The organism is Pseudomonas sp. BP01, from assembly GCF_022760795.1.
GTDB classification, from domain to species: Bacteria; Pseudomonadota; Gammaproteobacteria; order Pseudomonadales; family Pseudomonadaceae; genus Aquipseudomonas; species Aquipseudomonas putida_Q.
Genome location: NZ_JAFBKA010000035.1, coordinates 1 through 17355 on the forward strand (window position 1 = coordinate 1; position 17355 = coordinate 17355).

The 17355-nt window shown below is 63.1% G+C and carries 18 protein-coding genes; 4 read left to right on the forward strand and 14 right to left on the reverse strand.

The window, feature by feature from the left end; genetic code table 11:
- Positions 1–170 precede the first annotated feature (170 nt).
- Positions 171–653, reverse strand: coding sequence for a hypothetical protein (locus tag JOY50_RS23980; protein WP_132846847.1), 483 nt, complete (start codon positions 651–653; stop codon positions 171–173).
- A 370-nt stretch (positions 654–1023) separates the two neighbouring features.
- Here JOY50_RS23980 and JOY50_RS23985 point away from each other — a divergent pair, with 370 nt between their 5' ends.
- Entirely contained in the window at positions 1024–1647 is a 624-nt protein-coding gene (locus tag JOY50_RS23985; protein ID WP_019473397.1) for a response regulator transcription factor, read from the forward strand.
- A 55-nt stretch (positions 1648–1702) separates the two neighbouring features.
- On the opposite strand, the gene JOY50_RS23990 is transcribed toward JOY50_RS23985, so the two are convergent.
- From JOY50_RS23990 to metG, 7 genes are all read right to left on the reverse strand, one after another.
- Positions 1703–1879 (reverse strand): PA3496 family putative envelope integrity protein, encoded by a 177-nt coding sequence (locus JOY50_RS23990; RefSeq protein WP_016498218.1) that lies wholly within the window; start codon positions 1877–1879, stop codon positions 1703–1705.
- Between the two features lie 103 nt (positions 1880–1982).
- Positions 1983–2621: an endonuclease III gene (gene nth, locus JOY50_RS23995; RefSeq protein WP_132846848.1), complete on the reverse strand. Its 639-nt coding sequence runs from the start codon at positions 2619–2621 to the stop codon at positions 1983–1985.
- A 4-nt stretch (positions 2622–2625) separates the two neighbouring features.
- The gene (locus tag JOY50_RS24000; RefSeq protein ID WP_132846849.1) at positions 2626–3150 is read right to left on the reverse strand and encodes an Rnf-Nqr domain containing protein; all 525 of its coding nucleotides are present in this window, start codon (positions 3148–3150) and stop codon (positions 2626–2628) included.
- Positions 3143–3745, reverse strand: coding sequence for an RnfABCDGE type electron transport complex subunit G (locus JOY50_RS24005; protein WP_132846850.1), 603 nt, complete (start codon positions 3743–3745; stop codon positions 3143–3145). The genes JOY50_RS24000 and JOY50_RS24005 overlap by 8 nt, the downstream gene beginning before the upstream one ends.
- The gene (locus JOY50_RS24010) at positions 3742–4716 is read right to left on the reverse strand and encodes an RnfABCDGE type electron transport complex subunit D (RefSeq protein WP_243055985.1); all 975 of its coding nucleotides are present in this window, start codon (positions 4714–4716) and stop codon (positions 3742–3744) included. The genes JOY50_RS24005 and JOY50_RS24010 overlap by 4 nt, the downstream gene beginning before the upstream one ends.
- On the reverse strand, positions 4713–5261 hold the full coding sequence (locus JOY50_RS24015) for an Rnf-Nqr domain containing protein (RefSeq protein ID WP_132846852.1): 549 nt from the start codon (positions 5259–5261) through the stop codon (positions 4713–4715). Before JOY50_RS24015 ends, JOY50_RS24010 begins: the two co-directional genes overlap by 4 nt.
- A gap of 88 nt (positions 5262–5349) precedes the next feature.
- Entirely contained in the window at positions 5350–7389 is a 2040-nt protein-coding gene (gene metG / locus JOY50_RS24020; protein ID WP_138737872.1) for a methionine--tRNA ligase, read from the reverse strand.
- A 158-nt stretch (positions 7390–7547) separates the two neighbouring features.
- Between metG and apbC the strand changes: the two genes are divergently transcribed.
- Positions 7548–8642, forward strand: a complete 1095-nt coding sequence (apbC, locus tag JOY50_RS24025) for an iron-sulfur cluster carrier protein ApbC (protein ID WP_243055986.1) — start codon at positions 7548–7550, stop codon at positions 8640–8642.
- Positions 8643–8827: 185 nt separating this feature from the next.
- On the opposite strand, the gene JOY50_RS24030 is transcribed toward apbC, so the two are convergent.
- A complete protein-coding gene (locus JOY50_RS24030) occupies positions 8828–9037 on the reverse strand; it encodes a cold-shock protein (RefSeq protein WP_003254922.1) in 210 nt (69 codons plus the stop codon).
- 328 nt (positions 9038–9365) lie between these two features.
- Between JOY50_RS24030 and dcd the strand changes: the two genes are divergently transcribed.
- Positions 9366–9932: a dCTP deaminase gene (dcd, locus tag JOY50_RS24035; RefSeq protein WP_003258001.1), complete on the forward strand. Its 567-nt coding sequence runs from the start codon at positions 9366–9368 to the stop codon at positions 9930–9932.
- Positions 9933–10026: 94 nt separating this feature from the next.
- Positions 10027–10254, forward strand: a complete 228-nt coding sequence (locus tag JOY50_RS24040; protein WP_019473405.1) for a hypothetical protein — start codon at positions 10027–10029, stop codon at positions 10252–10254.
- A gap of 5 nt (positions 10255–10259) precedes the next feature.
- Here the strand turns inward: JOY50_RS24040 and pdeM are convergent, their stop codons facing one another.
- The 5 genes from pdeM to JOY50_RS24065 all read right to left on the reverse strand — a co-directional run bounded on the left by pdeM (position 10260) and on the right by JOY50_RS24065 (position 17354).
- Complete coding sequence (gene pdeM, locus JOY50_RS24045; RefSeq protein WP_243055987.1) at positions 10260–10910, reverse strand: ligase-associated DNA damage response endonuclease PdeM; 651 nt, start codon at positions 10908–10910, stop codon at positions 10260–10262.
- The gene (locus tag JOY50_RS24050) at positions 10907–13369 is read right to left on the reverse strand and encodes a ligase-associated DNA damage response DEXH box helicase (protein ID WP_138737644.1); all 2463 of its coding nucleotides are present in this window, start codon (positions 13367–13369) and stop codon (positions 10907–10909) included. The genes pdeM and JOY50_RS24050 overlap by 4 nt, the downstream gene beginning before the upstream one ends.
- A 66-nt stretch (positions 13370–13435) precedes the next feature.
- Positions 13436–14551: a succinylglutamate desuccinylase/aspartoacylase family protein gene (locus tag JOY50_RS24055; protein WP_138737645.1), complete on the reverse strand. Its 1116-nt coding sequence runs from the start codon at positions 14549–14551 to the stop codon at positions 13436–13438.
- Between the two features lie 131 nt (positions 14552–14682).
- The gene (locus JOY50_RS24060; RefSeq protein ID WP_243055988.1) at positions 14683–16341 is read right to left on the reverse strand and encodes an ATP-dependent DNA ligase; all 1659 of its coding nucleotides are present in this window, start codon (positions 16339–16341) and stop codon (positions 14683–14685) included.
- Entirely contained in the window at positions 16338–17354 is a 1017-nt protein-coding gene (locus JOY50_RS24065) for a ligase-associated DNA damage response exonuclease (protein ID WP_132846858.1), read from the reverse strand. Before JOY50_RS24065 ends, JOY50_RS24060 begins: the two co-directional genes overlap by 4 nt.
- Between the last annotated feature and the right edge of the window lies 1 nt (position 17355).

Below are 17355 nucleotides of genomic sequence, written 5' to 3' on the forward strand. Positions count from 1 at the left end.
CATTTCGTGAGTGAGGGACAGGGCTTGTGACAGGCGCATAAAAAAATCCGATGCTCGTTTCCAAGCATCGGATTTTGCGGCCTTAGGGATAAAGGTCAATGTCTCAGTCTTAACTGACTGGCATTAGGCCCAGGCCGGGGTTTTTTTATGGGTGCAGAAAGTGCCCGGGTTCAGCGCTCGTCATTCACGACATCGCCCTCAAGTGCACTGATCGACAGTTGCGCACATTGGCATCTGTCCAGGTTGCAAAAGCGCCAGGTTCGCGCCGGCAGCGGGGGGTGGGCAAGTGCAGAGAGGACTTGCTGCTCCATCATGCGGTTGGCGTCGGGGCCGGAAAACATGAACGTGACAGGCTCGCCCTGCACCCCTTCGCGGGCAGCGCTGGCCATGGCAGGGGTGGCCACGGTGTTTGTAGGCTGCGTATTGTCGTACGACATTCTGTCGGGTGACGGGCTGTAGAACGACTTGTAGTTGAAATTGAGTGTCAGGAAAAACAGTGCAGTCAGAAAGAACGGGAAGCCCACAAGAAACCAGGTGTAGAGCGTTTGGCTGGACTCGCTGAGAAACGGCAGTGTCGCAAGGGCCGAGGCTTCGATAATGCCCGCGAAGATGGCAATGATCGTCAGCGGGGCGACAGGTTGTGCTTGGGTCATTTGGGCCGTCTCCAGCGGTTTTCCCCATCTTTACCTTACCGTTGCGCTCAACTAAAGACTGGATTGATTTCCGAATGAGGAATAATCGCCAAATAGCCTGGAGGCTTTGATTTTTCATCTTGTTTGAAGTGGATTTGTCTTCAAGAGAGCGTCAGCTTTCAACTGGTGCGCACGTGCGGCCGAATGCTACCGTCCGTTTGGTAATAAAGATGTTAGTTGTTACAACTGCACCCGTTATTTGTAGGAAGTTTCCGTAAGTGATGTAAGTTTCTTCTGCTCATGAGTTTCGTCGGGAATTCGCTGCGCCATCGGGCGCCCTGTCGGTTATCGTGGCGTGCCAACGCAAAAATAATGAATCAATGGATATCGCATGAATAAAGTGCTTATCGTGGATGATCATCCGGTCATCCGCCTGGCCGTGCGCATGCTGATGGAGCGGCATGGGTATGACGTCGTGGCGGAGACCGACAACGGGGTGGCTGCACTGCAACTCACACGGCAACACCTGCCGGATATCGTGGTGCTCGATATTGGCATCCCCAGACTGGATGGCCTGGAGGTGATCGCGCGCATGGCAACCTTCAGCCCGTGCAGCAAGGTGCTGGTGCTGACGTCGCAGGCCCCCGGCAACTTCTCGATGCGCTGCATGCAGGCGGGTGCATCAGGTTACGTGTGCAAGCAGCAGGAACTCACCGAGCTGCTGAGCGCTATCAAGGCCGTGCTGTCGGGTTACAGCTACTTTCCCAACCAGGCCCTTCATGCGTCGCGAGGCAGGGGAGGGGGTAGCGAGACGGATATGGTCAACCGTCTCTCGGCGCGCGAGATGACCGTGTTGCAACAGCTGGCGCGAGGGCGCTCGAACAAGGAAATTGCCGACAGCATGTTCCTCAGCAACAAGACGGTCAGTACCTACAAGTCCCGGCTGTTGCTCAAACTCAATGCACGGTCGCTGGTTGACCTGATCGAGCTGGCGCAGCGGCAAGGTCTCAACTGACTGCCAGGCCGCAAAGCCTCCATTCAGGAGGCTTTGCCTAGGCTCCCGAGCAGCGCTACAAGTCGTAGTCGAAATCGGCCAACTGCTTTTGCAGGCGCCGTTCTTCCAGCATGTTGTCGATGGTACGGCGTTTGCTCAGATTGGTCTTTGCGCTCTCCACCTGGGGTTCCGCTTCATCTTCTGTGGCAACAAAATCATCTTCGATCGACAGGTCGTCTTTATCGGTGCTCATGAGTCGCTCCAAGCCAAGGGGCCATTGGCCGTCCTTATAACCAGAAAGCTGACGTCGGTAAAAAAGATTTTTTCAATCGCCGCGAGCGGTTTGAGCTATCGGCTCAATCGTCGCTGGTCTTGTGCTTGTATTCGCACAAGTCTTCGATCCGGCAACTGCCGCACCTTGGCTTGCGTGCCTGGCACACATAACGCCCATGCAGGATCAACCAGTGATGGGCGTCGAGCAGGTAGTCCTTTGGCACGAACTTGACCAATTTCTTCTCCACCTCCAGCACCGTCTTGCCCGGCGCAATGCCCGTGCGGTTGCTGACCCGGAAGATATGGGTATCCACTGCCATGGTCGGTTGGCGGAATGCAGTGTTCAGCACTACGTTGGCGGTCTTGCGGCCCACGCCGGGCAATGCCTCCAAAGCTTCGCGGGTTTGTGGCACCTGGCTGCCGTGCTGCTCGACCAGCAGCCGACAGGCTTCGATGACGTTCTTGGCCTTGCTGTTGTAAAGCCCGATGGTCTTGATGTATTCGCTCAGGCCGGCGACGCCCAGGGCATAGATGGCCTCGGGGGTATTGGCGACGGGGAACAGGCGGGCGGTGGCCTTGTTGACGCCGACGTCGGTGGATTGCGCGGACAGCGTCACAGCGACCAGCAGTTCGAACGGGGTGGTGTAGGCCAGTTCGGTCTTCGGGTCTGGGTTGTCTTCGTGCAGCCTGCGAAAGATCTCCAGGCGTTTGGCGGCATTCATGAAATCAGAGCTTTCCTTGACGACGTGAGTGGGCTGAGCCCGGACGCAGGCGATTGTACAAGGCCAGCAGCAGTCCGAGCAGTAGCAGCGCGCCCGGGGCCAGGCTGGCGAGGTGCAGCCCGGTCAGATCGGCCAACCATTGGCGGAAGGCGCCGAGCAGCAGGCAGATGGCAAGCACGGCGCCAAGGTGCCTGGCGAGCAGGCGCCAGCGGCCCTGGCCAGGCAACAGGTGGTCGAAAGCCAGGCATTGCAGGCAAAGCAGCGCAGGATAATGGCCGAGGGCAATGGCCAGTGGCAGTAGCCACGCCCGCAGGGCCAGTTGCAGGCAGCTTGCCAGGGCCGCCAATAGCAGCAGGCTTGCCAGCACGTATGCCCAGGTGGCCAGCCGCTGGCGCAAGGGGGCCAGCAGCAACTGGTGCAAGCTGCTGATCACTATCGCGCACACGCCGATGGCAGCGCCCTCACGCAGCGTTCTGGTGGCGCCAAGTACGGGCACAAGGCATGCGGCCAGCCAGTAGAAGCTATTCATGCGCGGTGCCCTCCAGCAGCATGCTGCGCTGCTCGTCGAAATAGGTCAGGGCTTCCTGTAATGCTGTGATCACTGCCCGTGAGGTCACGGTTGCGCCAGCCAGTTGGTCGAAGTCACCCTGGTCCCGCTTCAACGCCCAGCGGTCGCGCAACTGACGGTTGGCAAACTGCCCCAACCAGTCCACCTGCGGGTCTGCCAGGCGGGCGCCCAACCCAGGGCTTTCCTGTTGCTCGACCACTTGGCTGCCGATCAGTCGGCCGTCTGTGGCGATGGCAATGCTCAGCACGATCGGCCCGGCATAGCCTTGGGCCTGCGTGATCAGGATGATTGCGGTTGGCTCGCCTGCCCGCATTGCCCGGTAAGCTGCCAGGATACGGCTGTTTGGCCGCTGTGCGGCGGGCCTTGGAAGGGGCGTGTCCAGTGGCTGGTTGTCGTAACTGCCTTCAGGCAGCACCGCCAATCGTTGGCGGCTTTGCAGTTGCTTCTCGGCGCTGGCAATGGCAGTACCGGTCCATTGTCGCCATGCCAGCGTGGCAGACACGGCCAGTGCCCCGGTGAGCAGCAGCAGGCCTGCATTTCGCGCCAGGTTGTTCATCGGGCGGCCTGCTGGCGCTGCAGGGCCAGGCGCTCTAGGCTCGGCGCCACGAGGTTCATCAGCAGGATGGCGAATGCTGTGCCATCCGGGTAGCTGCCCCAGGTGCGAATCAGGTAGATCAGCAGCCCTGCTCCCAGGCCAAAGCACAGCCTGGCCCACTCATTTTTGGGGCCGGAGACGGGCTCGGTGGCAATGAAGAACGCCGCCAGCATGGTCGAGCCGGAGAGCAGGTGCAGCAACGGTGAGCCGTTGGAGTCCGACCCCGAACCGTTCCAGCCCAACAGGCTGAACACGAATAGCCCTGCCAGCAAGCCCGCAGGAGCATGCCAGCTGATCACCTTGCGCTGCAGCAGAAACAGGCCGCCGAGCAGGAACGCCAGGTTGGCCAATTCGCTGCCCCTCCCACCCATACTGCCGAAGCCCGGGTGGCTGGCGAACAGTTCATCCATGGTGAGGCTGCGGTTGTGGCGCAGGCCGTCGAGCAGCGTAGGGCGGGCCCAGGCATCGATGTGATCGTTACCCGCAAACACCTGATGCAGGGTATCCAGCAGGCCGGGTGCGGGCCCTGGCCAGTGGTTCATCTGTAACGGGAAGCTCAGCAACACGAAGGCATAACCGACCATGGCCGGGTTGAACAGGTTGCGTCCGACACCGCCAAAGGCCTGCTTGCCGATGCCGATGGCAACGCTTGTGGCCACCACCGGCAACCACCACGGGGCCAGGGGGGGCAGGGCGCACGCCAGCAACACGGCGGTTACCAGTGCGCTGCAGTCGCCAAGCGCTGGCTTCAGCGTTTGCCCGCGCATTGCCAGCAGCAGGGTTTCGCACAGCAGGGCGGCACTGGCGCAGAGCAACAGGTTCAACAGCAAACCCCAGCCGTGCAGCCACAGCAGTGTCAGCAGGCCAGGTATGCAGGCCAGCAAGACCAGGCCCATGCTGGTGCGTAGTCGCGGGTCAGGGCTGGTATTCATTGTGCAAACAACCCATTGAAACCGGAAAATGCCATGGCCATTACCCCGGCACCGATCAGTTCGATAGGCAGGCCGCGCAGCACGCCGGGGATATCGGCATGGGCACTGCGCTGGCGCAGGTCAGTGAACAAGACCAGTGCCAGCCAGAAGCCACCCCCGGCCAGCAAGGCTTGCAGCAGAAGGGCGGGCCACGTGCTGTCGTCGCTGGTCTGCTGTAGCGCCAGCCCCAGCGCCACGGCATTGCTCAAGAGCAGGGCTGGCAACCTCGTCACGGGCCAGGTCGGGCGCCATTTATCCAGCAGCCACGGCACACCCCAGGCAAGCAATGCCAGCCAGGGCAATAGCACGAACAGGGCAAGGTCGTGGATGTGCAACGGGGCAAGTACCCCTCGCATCAGCAACTGGGCACCGATCACGCCCAGCGCAATGCACAGCGCGCAGGCCAGGCCGTGCACATGCAGGTGCAGCCTGGGGGCTGACGGTTGTAGCAGGCACAGGTGATTGACCAGCGCGGCGCTGATCAGGACCAGGATGTAGTCGTTCATGAGATGACGATAGCCGGGAATCAGGGTGATTGTCCGGCAAGCAAGGCGCAGAAGGAACTGCCCCGGCACGAGGGCCGGGGCAGGGGCGTTACTTGATGCGCTGGCCTGGCTTGGCGCCGCTGTCCGGGCTCAGCAGGTAGATTTCTTCACCGCCAGGGCCGGCGGCCATGACCATGCCCTCGGACACGCCAAAGCGCATCTTCCGTGGCTTGAGGTTGGCAACCATCATGGTCAGGCGGCCTTCCAGCTTGGACGGATCGGGGTAAGCCGACTTGATGCCGGAGAACACGTTGCGGCGCTCGTCACCGATATCCAGGGTCAGTTGCAGCAGCTTGTCGGCGCCCGCGACGGCTTCGGCCTTGACGATCAGTGCCACGCGCAGGTCAACGGCAGCAAAGGTGTCGAACTCGATTTCTGCCGAAAGCGGGTCCTTGGTCAGCTCGCCGTTGCCGGCCGGGGCCTTGGCTTCGGCGGCCAGCAGGTCTTCCTTGCTGGCTGCGACCATGGCTTCGACCTTGGCCGGTTCGATGCGGCTCATCAGTGCCTTGAACGGGTTCAGTTGGTGGTTTTCCAGGCGCGACTGGTGGTCGTTCCAGGCCAGCGGGGCAACGTTGAGGAAGGCTTCGGCGTCGGCGGCCAGCACGGGCAGCACGGGCTTGAGGAAGATCACCAGCTGACGGAACAGGTTGATGCCCTGGGCGCAGATGGCCTGCACTTCATCCTGCTTGCCTTCCTGCTTGGCCAGCGACCACGGTGCCTTGTCGGCAATCCAGGCGTTGGCGCGGTCGGCCAGCGCCATGATCTCGCGCATGGCGCGGCCGAAGTCGCGGCCTTCATAGGCTTCGGCGATAGACGGGGCAGCGGCCAGGAATGCTTCGGTCAGCTCCGGTGCGGCATCGCCGGCCACCATCACGCCTTCATTGCCTTTGTGGATGAACCCGGCGCAGCGGCTGGCGATGTTGACCACCTTGCCAACCAGGTCGGAGTTGACCTTCTGCACGAAGTCTTCCAGGTTCAGGTCCAGGTCGTCGACGCCTCGGCCCAGCTTGGCTGCATAGTAATAACGCAGGTATTCCGGCTGCAGGTGGTCAAGGTAGGTGCGGGCCTTGATGAAGGTGCCGCGCGACTTCGACATCTTGGCGCCGTTGACGGTCAGGTAGCCGTGCACGTTGACCGCAGTCGGCTTGCGGAAGCCGGCGCCTTCTAGCATGGCGGGCCAGAACAGGGCGTGGAAGTTGACGATGTCCTTGCCGATGAAGTGGTACAGCTCGGCCTTGGAGTCTTCCTTCCAGAAGGCGTCGAAGTCCAGCTCGGGGCGGCGTGCGCACAGGTTCTTGAAGCTGGCCATGTAGCCGATTGGCGCGTCCAGCCATACGTAGAAGTACTTGCCCGGCTCGCCCGGGATTTCGAAGCCGAAGTACGGCGCGTCACGGGAGATATCCCACTCCTGCAGCCCGGAATCCAGCCATTCGGCCAGCTTGTTGGCCACCGCGTCCTGCAGGGTGCCGCTGCGGGTCCACTGCTGCAGCATGGCCTGGAAGTCTGGCAGCTTGAAGAAGAAGTGCTGGGAATCACGCAGTACCGGGGTGGCACCGGAAATCGCCGATTTGGGGTTCTTCAGCTCGGTGGGCGCGTAGGTGGCGCCGCATTTTTCACAGTTGTCGCCGTACTGGTCTTCGGCCGCGCACTTGGGGCAGGTGCCCTTGATGAAGCGGTCGGCCAGGAACATGCCCTTTTCCGGATCGAAGTACTGGGTCACCGAGCGGGTAGCGATGTGCCCGGCTTCACGCAGGCGCGTGTAGATCAGGCTCGACAGTTCACGGTTTTCTTCGCTGTGGGTGGAGTGGAAGTTGTCGAACTCCACCAGGAAGTCGGCGAAGTCGCCGGTATGCTCGGCCTGGACATTGGCGATCAGCTGTTCCGGGGTGATGCCTTCCTTTTCGGCACGCAGCATGATGGCCGAGCCATGGGCGTCGTCGGCGCAGACGTAGATGCACTGGTTGCCGCGCATTTTCTGGAAGCGGACCCACATGTCTGTCTGGATGTACTCGAGCATATGGCCAAGATGGATTGATCCATTGGCATAGGGCAGGGCGCTGGTGACGAGAATCTGACGTGGCTCGGACATGGTGGCTCGGCTACTTATCTGGCTACGGGGTAAAAATGAGGATGATCGGCCACTATAAAGGGCTGGCGAAGATATTTCACCCCGCATGCGCATCTGCTGACGATTGACGGGTTAGGATAGGCGCCTGTTCTACATCAAGTTTGCCAATGGGAGTGTCCATGAGTGCCGTCACCCGTGCCGCCGTCGAAGGCGTGCTTCGCCAGTACACCGACCCCTACCTGAACCAGGACCCGGTCAGCGCCGGTTGCGTGCGCGCCATCGATATCCAGGGCGGGCAGGTCAGCGTGCAGTTGCAGTTGGGGTATGCCGCAGGGCTGTTCAAGAACGGCTGGGCCCAGGTGCTGCAGACCGCCATCGGCAACCTCGAGGGTGTCAGCAGCGCCCAGGTGTCGATCGATTGCCAGGTGGCCGCGCACAGGGCCCAGGCCCAGGTACCGGCCATGGCCAACGTCAAGAACATCATCGCCGTGGCCTCGGGCAAGGGTGGGGTGGGCAAGTCGACCACAGCGGCCAACCTGGCCTTGGCCCTGGCCCGTGAAGGCGCGCGGGTGGGTATTCTCGATGCCGACATCTACGGCCCGAGCCAGGGCGTGATGTTTGGTATTGCTGAAGGCACCCGCCCACAGATCCGTGACCAGAAGTGGTTTGTGCCGATCAAGGCCCATGGCGTGGAAGTCATGTCCATGGCGTTCCTCACCGACGACAACACGCCGATGGTCTGGCGTGGCCCGATGGTTTCCGGTGCGCTGCTGCAACTGGTGACCCAGACGGCTTGGGACGACCTGGATTACCTGGTGATCGACATGCCGCCGGGCACCGGCGATATCCAGCTGACCTTGGCGCAGAAGGTGCCGGTGGCCGGTTCTGTGATCGTTACCACCCCGCAGGACCTGGCATTGCTGGATGCCAAGAAAGGCGTGGAGATGTTCCGCAAGGTCAACATCCCGGTGCTCGGCGTGGTCGAGAACATGGCTGTGCATATCTGTTCGAACTGCGGCCATGCGGAACACCTGTTTGGCGAAGGCGGTGGTGAGAAGCTGGCGAGTCAGTATGGCGTCGACCTGCTGGCATCGTTGCCGTTGTCGATGCTGATCCGCGAGCAGGCCGACAGCGGCAAGCCCACGGCGATTGCCGAGCCGGAAAGCCAGATTGCCATGGTCTATCAGGAGCTGGCCCGCCAGGTGGGTGCACGGATCGTCTTGCAAGAAGCGGCGGCACCGGCGATGCCGAGCATTACCATCAGCGAAGATTGATCTGTCAGGCCGAGTTGCCTTCTTCGCGGGTAAACCCGCTCCCACAGGTACGGCGCAGCCTTCAAATGCCGCGCGGTCCTGTGGGAGCGGGTTCACCCGCGAAGAAGGCGACTCGGTCTTTCAGTCAGGCATAAAAAAACCCGCCAGAAGGCGGGTTTTTTTGAAAGCTAGGAAGCGAGATCGACTTAGGCGATCTGAACTTCTTCAGCCTGCATGCCTTTCTGGCCGCGGGTAGCGACGAAAGTAACAGCCTGGCCTTCTTTCAGGGTTTTGAAGCCGTCAGCTTGGATGGCTTTGAAGTGCACGAACAGGTCGTCGCCCGACTGAGGGGTGATGAAGCCGTAGCCCTTCTCATCGTTGAACCACTTGACAACACCGGATTGGCGATTGGACATTTTTCTGTCTCCTTGGACAATTTGATAACGGTCAGGAAAAACCCTGCCCGGGACTGAGCGCAAAGAGAGCAGAAAATTCAGCGATGGGCCGATCAGGATCGTGCATCAAACTAGAGATTCTCGGTGTCACGTGCAGCACAGTGGCGTCACCTTACCCCACTTTCCGCAACCTGCCAATGGTCTGAAGGTGCTTTAGGCAAATTCGGATCGACGGCGGCTGCAGCCTCCGCCTGGCGCGGGATGCGGCATAGAACTTTAACCTCGGCGCCGGGACCGGTAAGATGCCGATCACGATTTTTACCACGCAACTCTTCAGGACACCCCCGCCATGAGCATCAAATCGGACAAGTGGATTCGCCGCATGGCGCAGGAACACGGCATGATCGAACCGTTCGTCGAGCGCCAGGTACGCGGCGAACAGGACAGCCGGGTCATTTCCTTCGGTGTTTCCAGCTACGGCTACGACGTGCGCTGCGCCGACGAATTCAAGGTTTTCACCAATATCAACTCGGCCACCGTCGACCCCAAGAACTTCGATGCCGGCAGCTTCGTCGATATCAAGAGCGACGTGTGCATCATCCCGCCGAACTCCTTCGCCCTGGCCCGCACCGTCGAGTACTTCCGCATTCCGCGTGACGTGCTGACCATCTGCCTTGGCAAGAGCACCTACGCCCGTTGCGGCATCATCGTCAACGTCACCCCGCTGGAACCCGAGTGGGAGGGCCATGTGACGCTGGAATTCTCCAACACCACCACGCTGCCGGCGAAAATCTACGCCAACGAGGGCGTGGCACAGATGCTGTTCCTGCAGTCGGACGAAGAGTGCGAAGTGTCATACAAGGACCGTGGCGGCAAATACCAGGGCCAGCGCGGCGTTACCCTGCCCCGTACCTGAGCCGACAAACGCGGGGAATTACCCGTGCCTTTGGCACTCCAACGCAGTAATGCCGGTGCGCATGATGTGCATCGGCTTACGTCAGGAGCAGCCAATGAAACTCCATCCCGCAATCAATGCCAAGCTGGCAGGCCTGCAGCCCAACCACGTCGGGTTGTTGCCCTGGTCATTGCTGGCGCACCCGCTGCCGATGCAGGCGGGGGGCGTGCCCCACCAACCTGGCCCCGATACGCCACAGCCGGCGGAACCGGGTGAAACGCAGCCCGTAGAGCCGGGTGAGCCGACGTTACCTGACGAGCCGCCTCCAGCACCTGTAGCCTGAACGCTTTACAGCGGCCAGACGCGCCCTGCGCCAGCCAGGTATACCCGGCCGTTACCATCGGGGGCGATGGTCCAGCCGCCGGTGAACTCACCGAATGCGGGTAGCAGGCTCACGCCTTCGTCGATCAGGAAGCATGGCAGGCGCAGGCGCTGGCGGGCCTTGCCGCGCAGGACGAAGACCGGGTGCACATGGCCTGCCAACACCGGGTGGGTGGGGTGGGGCCGGGGTTCGTGCTGTAGCGCAAACGGCTCTAATATCCAGGGTTCGTCCTGCACCTCGATGCGCAGCGAGGCGGGTGGATCGCCCGCGTCGCGATCATGGTTGCCGCGTAGCAGGACTATGTGCAGGTTCTCATGCCGTTCGCGCCATTGGTGCACCTTGGCCAGCGTTGCGGGTGCCCGGGCCGTTCGGGCATGAAGAAAATCGCCCAGGATGATCAGTCGCTCACAGTCATGAGAGGCCAGCAAGGCATCCAGCCGGGCAAGTGTGGCCTGGGTGGTGCCGCGGGGCACCGGTTGATGAAGGGCGCGGTAGCTGGCGGCCTTGCCGATGTGCACGTCTGCCACCAACAGGGCGCGGCGGGCGGGCCAGTAGACGGCCTTGTCGGGGAGCAGCCAGAGCGCCTGACCACAGTGCTTGATGGGCTGATGATTCATTGTTCAGCTAAGTCCATAGACGCAGCGCTCTCCAGGTCAGCGACCATCCGCGCAATCCGGTCCGCCAGTTTTTCGGTGCTCAGCGTCTCGCGCATGCCCTCCACCAGCAACGCAAACGCCAACGGCCCCGGCCGTTTCAACAGACGCAGGTCCAGCTGCAGGCTGCCCATCTTCAGCAATTGCTGATGCAGCCGTTCGATTTCCAGCTCCTCGCTCAGCACCTCGTCCCGCGCCTGGCCAAGCAGCAGATTATCGGCGTCATGCTTGCGGAAAACCTCGTAGAACAGCCCACTGGATGCCTGGATCTGGCGGGTGCTTTTCTGCGCCGCGGGATACCCGCCAAACACCAGCCCGGCTATCTGGGCGATCTCACGAAAGCGTCGCAACGCCATTTCCCCTGCATTCAGGCTCGCCAGTACGTCCTCCAGCAGGTGCTCGGTAGCAAGCGCCTGCGGCAAATACGCTGCCCAGTCCACGTTGCCAGGGCTGAGCAGTTCGAACCCGTAATCGTTGACGGCAATCGACACCGACAGCGGCTGCACGCGGCTGACCCGCCACGCGATCAGGTTGGCCAGGCCCAGGTTGGCCATGCGCCCGGCAAACGGGTACATGAACAGGTGCCAGCCCTGGCGGGATTTGAACGTCTCGGCCAGCAGCGTGCCGGTAGTGGGCAACGCTGACCATTGAGCCTGTAGCGCCAGCAGCGGGCGCACCGCGCGCATCTCGGGGCCGTCGAAGCGCTTGTGGGCTGCGGCGTCGAGTTGTTCGACCAGCGCGTCGGCCAGTTCGCTGGAGAGCGGCATGCGTCCGCCGTTCCAGCGTGCCACTGCTGCCTTGCGCGCTGTGCTGCGGCGCACATAGGCCGTCATGTTTTCCACGCGCACCAGCTCCAGTACCCGCCCGCCAAATACCAGGGTATCACCGGGCCGCAGGCGGGAGATGAACGCTTCTTCGACACTGCCCAGTGTCTTGCCCCCGCCGCCCTTGCTCCAGTATTTCAATTGCAGGTGGGCATCACTGACGATGGTGCCGATGCCCATGCGGTGGCGCCGCGCCAGGCGTTCGCTGGGCACGCGGTAAGTCCCATCGGCCTGGCGTTCGACGCGCTGGTAGTCCGGGTAGGCGCTGAGTGAGCCGCCGCCGTGGCAGACGAAGTCCAACGCCCACTGCCACTGGCTGTCGCGCAACTCGGCGAACGCCCAGGTGCTGCGCACTTCGGCCAACAGTTTTTCGGCGCGAAAGCCACTGCCCAGGGCCATGCTGACCAGGTGCTGCACCAGTACGTCCATGCACAGCCGTGGCGAGAAGCGCGCTTCGATATGCCCGGCTGCCAGTGCCTGGCGCGCCGCCGCTGCCTCCACCAGTTCCAGGCTGTGAGTAGGCACCAGGGTTATCCGCGAGCGCCGCCCCGGTGCATGGCCGGAGCGACCGGCCCGCTGCATCAGGCGGGCAATGCCCTTGGCCGAGCCTATTTGCAGCACCCGCTCCACCGGCAGGAAGTCCACGCCGAGGTCCAGGCTGGACGTGCAGATCACTGCCTTCAGGTTGCCTTGCTTGAGGCTGCGCTCGACCCAGTCACGGGTATCTCGGGCGAGCGAGGCATGGTGCAGGGCAATCAGCCCGGCCCAGTCGGGGCGGGCTTCAAGCAGGGCCTGGTACCACAGTTCGGCTTGGGCGCGCGTGTTGGTAAACACCAGGCAACTGGCGCTGGTGTCGATCTCATGGCTGACCTGTTCGAGCATCTTCAGGCCCATGTGCCCGGCCCAGGGGAAGCGTTCGATCGCCGCCGGCAGCAGGGTATCGACCTGCAGCGTCTTGTCCTGGCGGCCCTCTACCAGCAGGCCGCCTTGGGGCAGCAATACGTCCAGCGCGTGTCGCAGGTTGCCGAGCGTGGCAGAGAGGCCCCAGGTGGGCAGCGCGGGGTGCCACTGGCGCAGGTGGGCCAGGGCCAGTTGCAGTTGTACCCCGCGCTTGTTGCCCAGCAGTTCGTGCCATTCGTCCACCACCACCAGGCGCAGCGTGGCGAAATCCTCGCGGGCCTGTGCCCGGGTCAGCAGCAAGGTCAGGCTTTCGGGGGTGGTAACGAGCACGCTGGGCAGGCGCCGAGCTTGGCGGGCGCGTTCAGCGCTGCCGGTGTCGCCGCTGCGCACCCCCACGCTCCAGGGCAGCCCGAGCTCATCAAGCGGCGCTTGCAAGGCACGTGCAGTGTCAGCGGCCAGGGCACGCATGGGCGTGACCCACACCACCTGCAATGCCACAGGTTGGCGGCCCTGTGGCAGGGCCTTGAATGCACGTAGCGCGGCCAGCCACACCGCGTAGGTCTTGCCTGCACCGGTACTGGCATGCAGCAAGCCGGATTCACCCCGTTCGACGGCTGCCCAGACGCGTCGCTGGAAAGCGAACGGCTTCCAGCCGCGTTTGGCAAACCAGGCATTGGCAAGGTCGGTGGCCGTAGGCATGAGGCAGTGGTCCGTCGAAGGTTGTGCTTCTACAGACCAGCCGCCAGGGGCAATGGTTTTACTGAATCAGTTGCCCAGCAGGTAGCCGCTGCGGCACACCTGCTCGCCTGCCACATGGGCGATGACCATGCCCGCCGTTGCCATGCGCCGCACGCTGCGGGCGTACAAAAGGCCCGGCTGGCTGTTGCGTATGGCGGTCACCCGGTCGCTGAGAGGGTCGATGATTTCTGCGATCAACTGGCCGGCTTCCAGGTGCTGCCCTGGTTTGGCGTGATACACCAGCAAACCGCCCAATGGCGTAGATACCGGCTCGACAGCGGCCAGCGCAGTGGCGGTGTTGAGCAAGGCCGGCAAGGCGGGGCTAGTGCCTTCGATGACACCCGAGTGGGTCAGGAAGTCGATTATCGCCTGGCAATCCTTGCTGGCCAGGTCATGGCTGACATCCGCCTGGCCGCGCAGCTCGACAGTCACCGAACAGCACCCCAGCGGGATGGGGAAGCGCTTGCCGAAGCGTTGCTGCAACTGCCACCAGACCAGGCTGAAGCATTCGTCGAACGACTGCCCGCCCGAGTCGGTGGCCAGCAGGCTGGCCTGGGCGCCCAGGTAGCGGGCCAGCGGCTCGATTTGCGGCCAGGCGTCGGGCGTGGTGTACAGGTGCTCGACCGCCTCGAAATCGCAGTGCAGGTCCAGCACCAGGTCGGCGTCGCAGGCCAGGCGCTGCAGGATCAGGCGCTGGGCCTGCAGGGGCGTGCGGGCCGGGTGAGCGTCCAGCCCCCGGCGCAGGTATTCGCGAATCAGCGCGATGTTGTGCGCAGGGTCCTGGGCCAGGTGTTCTTCGATCTGGTCGCCAATGCTGTCCGACAGGTCGACGAAGTTGCGGTTGAAGTTCTCGCCGCTTTGCAGTTCGAAGCGCCCCAGTGGCGCATCCAGCAGCACTTGCTCCAGGCCGACCGGGTTGGCCACCGGTACCAGGATGATTTCACGCTGCAGGCGGCCTTGTTGTTCAAGTTCCGCCAGGCGGCGTTTGAGGTGCCAGGCCACCAGCATGCCCGGTAGCTCGTCGGCGTGCAGCGAGGCCTGTATATAGACCTTGCCACCACCGCGGGGGCCGAAGTGAAAGCTGTGCAGTTGGCGGGTAATGCCCGGAACGGGTGAGAGCAGGTCGTGTGTTGAATGGTGCATGGGGGTCCTGGATGCGTGGCGAATACGGTCTGCGACACGGGTCGGCACAAAGATAGAAGCATAGTTTTTGGCCTTGCGCCTCCCTCGCTTTCGCTCCGGTCACCGCGAAGAGGCCGGGGGCCGGAATCGGCTCAGGCCAGCAATGCCTGCAAGGTCGCCAAGTCATCCGCTTCTTCCACCGGTTTGTCCAGCCGCCAGCGCAGCATGCGCGGAAAGCGCACGGCGATGCCGCTTTTATGGCGCTTCGATAATGCGATGCCTTCAAAGCCCAGCTCGAACACCAGCGTCGGCGTTACGCTGCGCACCGGGCCGAAGGTTTCCACTGTGGTCTTGCGGATAATGGCGTCGACCTTGCGCATTTCTTCGTCGCTGAGCCCGGAGTAGGCCTTGGCAAAGGGCACCAGTGCGCGCCCCGGGGTGCCGGCCGGTGCGTCCCACACGGCGAAGGTATAGTCGCTGTACAGGCTGGCCCGCCGGCCGTGGCCACGCTGGGCGTAGATCAACACGGCATCCACGCTGAACGGGTCGATCTTCCACTTCCACCAGGTGCCCATGTCCTTGGTGCGCCCCACGCCGTACAGGGCTTCACGCTGCTTGAGCATCAGGCCCTCCACACCCAGGCTGCGTGATTGCTCGCGCTGGCGGGCGAGGTCGGCCCAGTCCGGGCCTTCGAGCAGGGGCGAAAGCAGCACCGGGGCCAGTGGGTGGTCTTGCACCAAGCGTTCCAGCTGCTGGCGGCGTTGGTGCTGCGGCCGGCTGCGCCAGTCCTCGCCTTGCCATTCCAGCAGGTCGTAGGCTTGCAGTACCACCGGGGCATCGCTCAGCAATTTTTTGCCCAGCGTCTTGCGCCCGATGCGCTGCTGTAACAGGGCAAAAGGCTGTACGGCCAGTTCAGCGGGGGTATCACCTGGCTTCCATACCAGGATTTCACCATCCAGCACGACGCCATCGGGTAACGTCTGCGCCAGGCTGTGCAGCTCGGGGAAGCGTTCGGTGACCAGCTCCTCACCACGCGACCAGACCCACAGTTGGCCCTCGCGCTTGACCACCTGGGCGCGAATACCGTCCCATTTCCACTCGATCTGCCAGGCACTTGGCGGCCCGAGCAGTGTGTCGAACTGTTCGGTTGGCGCTTGCAGCGGATGGGCCAGAAAGAACGGGTAGGGCTGGCCGCCGCGCTGGCTGTGTTCATCGGCCGACTCGGCGGCGATCAGCATCTGGTAGCTGGCCGCCGTGGGGCGGTGGCTGATATCGGTGTAGCCGACCATCCGCTGGGCCACGCGTTTGGCGTCCAGGCCGGCCAGTTGCGCCAGGGCGCGGGTGACCAGCAGCTTGGACACGCCCACGCGAAAACTGCCCGTGATCAACTTCAGGCACAGCATCAGGCTGGGGCGGTCCAGCTGCGCCCACAGCGGCTGCAGGCGCTGCTGAACCTGCTCCGGCGGTAGCCCGCGCAGGGGCAGCAAATACTGCTCCACCCAGGTGGCAAGGCCTTCATCGCTGCCATCGGCGTGTATGGGCAGCAACAGCGAAATGGTTTCGGCCAGGTCGCCCACTGCCTGATAGCTTTCTTCGAAGAGCCAGTCCGGCAACCCGGCCCGGGCGGTTGCCTGTTCGCGCAACACGCGTGTGGGCACCAGCTGGCGCGGGCGCCCGCCGGCCAGAAAGTACACGGCCCAAGCCGCATCCTCGGCGGGGGCACTGGCGAAATAGTCGCGCAGGGCCTCAAGCTTGGCATTGCTGGAAGTGGTCGCATCCAGGCGCAGGTACAACGTGGCGAAGGCTTTCATGGTGTGGGTTCAGTAGTGACAGCGTCGTCCTCGTCGCCGTATTCGGTGGCGAAGGCGCGGGCATCAAGGCCTTGTTCGTTGAGGTAGCGCACCAGCACGTTGACCGAGCCGTGGGTGACCATCACCCGTTCGGCGCCGGTCTGGCCGATTGCCCACAGCAGGCCGGGCCAGTCGGCATGGTCCGAGAGCACGAAGCCGCGGTCCACACCGCGCCGCCGGCGGGTGCCGCGCAGCAGCATCCAGCCACTGGCGAACGCATCGCTGTACTCGCCGAAGCGGCGCATCCAGCTGCTGCCGCTGGCCGAGGGGGGCGCCAGGACCAGCGCCTGGCGCAGCAAAGGGTCGTTGCGCGGGATATCGCCGGCATAGCGCGTCTCTGGCAGGTGTATGCCGGCGTCCCGGTACACCCGGTTGAGAGGCTCGACGGCGCCATGCACGAGGATCGGGCCGATGCTGGGGTCCAGCCCATGCAGAATGCGCTGGGCCTTGCCGAAGGCATAGCAGAACAGCACGCTGGCCTTGCCCTGTTCGCTGTTGGCCCGCCACCACGCATTGATGCTGGCGAATATCTCGCCCTGGCTGGGCCAGCGGTAGATCGGCAGGCCGAAGGTCGATTCGGTGATGAAGGTGTGGCACGGCACCGGTTCGAAGGGTGCACAGGTGCCATCGGGCTCAACCTTGTAGTCACCAGAGGCGACCCAGACTTGGCCCTGGTGCTCCAGGCGCACCTGCGCCGAGCCCAGCACATGCCCGGCCGGGTGCAGGCTCAGGGTCACGCCATGGTGTACCAGGCGCTCGCCGTAGGGCAGGGTCTGCAAGTTGATGTCTTGGCCCAGGCGGCTACGCAGGATGCCAGCGCCGGGGCAGGCGGTCAGATAATGGCCATTGCCGGTGCGGGCATGGTCCCCGTGGCCATGGGTGATCACGGCGCGGTCCACGGGCCGCCAAGGGTCTATGTAGAAATTACCGGGCGGGCAGTAGAGGCCTTCTGGGCGGGCAATGACAAGGTCCATG

Bases quoted from the DNA above. Each gene is read 5' to 3' on its own strand.
- JOY50_RS24060 (WP_243055988.1), bottom strand. From the start codon at position 16,341: ATGAAAGCCTTCGCCACGTTGTACCTGCGCCTGGATGCGACCACTTCC.
- JOY50_RS24000 (WP_132846849.1), bottom strand. From the start codon at position 3,150: ATGAATAGCTTCTACTGGCTGGCCGCATGCCTTGTGCCCGTACTTGGC.
- JOY50_RS24055 (WP_138737645.1), bottom strand. From the start codon at position 14,551: ATGCACCATTCAACACACGACCTGCTCTCACCCGTTCCGGGCATTACC.
- dcd (WP_003258001.1), top strand. From the start codon at position 9,366: ATGAGCATCAAATCGGACAAGTGGATTCGCCGCATGGCGCAGGAACAC.
- nth (WP_132846848.1), bottom strand. From the start codon at position 2,621: ATGAATGCCGCCAAACGCCTGGAGATCTTTCGCAGGCTGCACGAAGAC.
- JOY50_RS23985 (WP_019473397.1), top strand. From the start codon at position 1,024: ATGAATAAAGTGCTTATCGTGGATGATCATCCGGTCATCCGCCTGGCC.
- JOY50_RS24010 (WP_243055985.1), bottom strand. From the start codon at position 4,716: ATGAATACCAGCCCTGACCCGCGACTACGCACCAGCATGGGCCTGGTC.
- JOY50_RS24050 (WP_138737644.1), bottom strand. From the start codon at position 13,369: ATGCCTACGGCCACCGACCTTGCCAATGCCTGGTTTGCCAAACGCGGC.
- JOY50_RS24065 (WP_132846858.1), bottom strand. From the start codon at position 17,354: ATGGACCTTGTCATTGCCCGCCCAGAAGGCCTCTACTGCCCGCCCGGT.
- JOY50_RS24015 (WP_132846852.1), bottom strand. From the start codon at position 5,261: ATGAACGACTACATCCTGGTCCTGATCAGCGCCGCGCTGGTCAATCAC.
- JOY50_RS24040 (WP_019473405.1), top strand. From the start codon at position 10,027: ATGAAACTCCATCCCGCAATCAATGCCAAGCTGGCAGGCCTGCAGCCC.
- JOY50_RS23990 (WP_016498218.1), bottom strand. From the start codon at position 1,879: ATGAGCACCGATAAAGACGACCTGTCGATCGAAGATGATTTTGTTGCC.
- JOY50_RS24005 (WP_132846850.1), bottom strand. From the start codon at position 3,745: ATGAACAACCTGGCGCGAAATGCAGGCCTGCTGCTGCTCACCGGGGCA.
- JOY50_RS24030 (WP_003254922.1), bottom strand. From the start codon at position 9,037: ATGTCCAATCGCCAATCCGGTGTTGTCAAGTGGTTCAACGATGAGAAG.
- apbC (WP_243055986.1), top strand. From the start codon at position 7,548: ATGAGTGCCGTCACCCGTGCCGCCGTCGAAGGCGTGCTTCGCCAGTAC.
- pdeM (WP_243055987.1), bottom strand. From the start codon at position 10,910: ATGAATCATCAGCCCATCAAGCACTGTGGTCAGGCGCTCTGGCTGCTC.
- metG (WP_138737872.1), bottom strand. From the start codon at position 7,389: ATGTCCGAGCCACGTCAGATTCTCGTCACCAGCGCCCTGCCCTATGCC.
- JOY50_RS23980 (WP_132846847.1), bottom strand. From the start codon at position 653: ATGACCCAAGCACAACCTGTCGCCCCGCTGACGATCATTGCCATCTTC.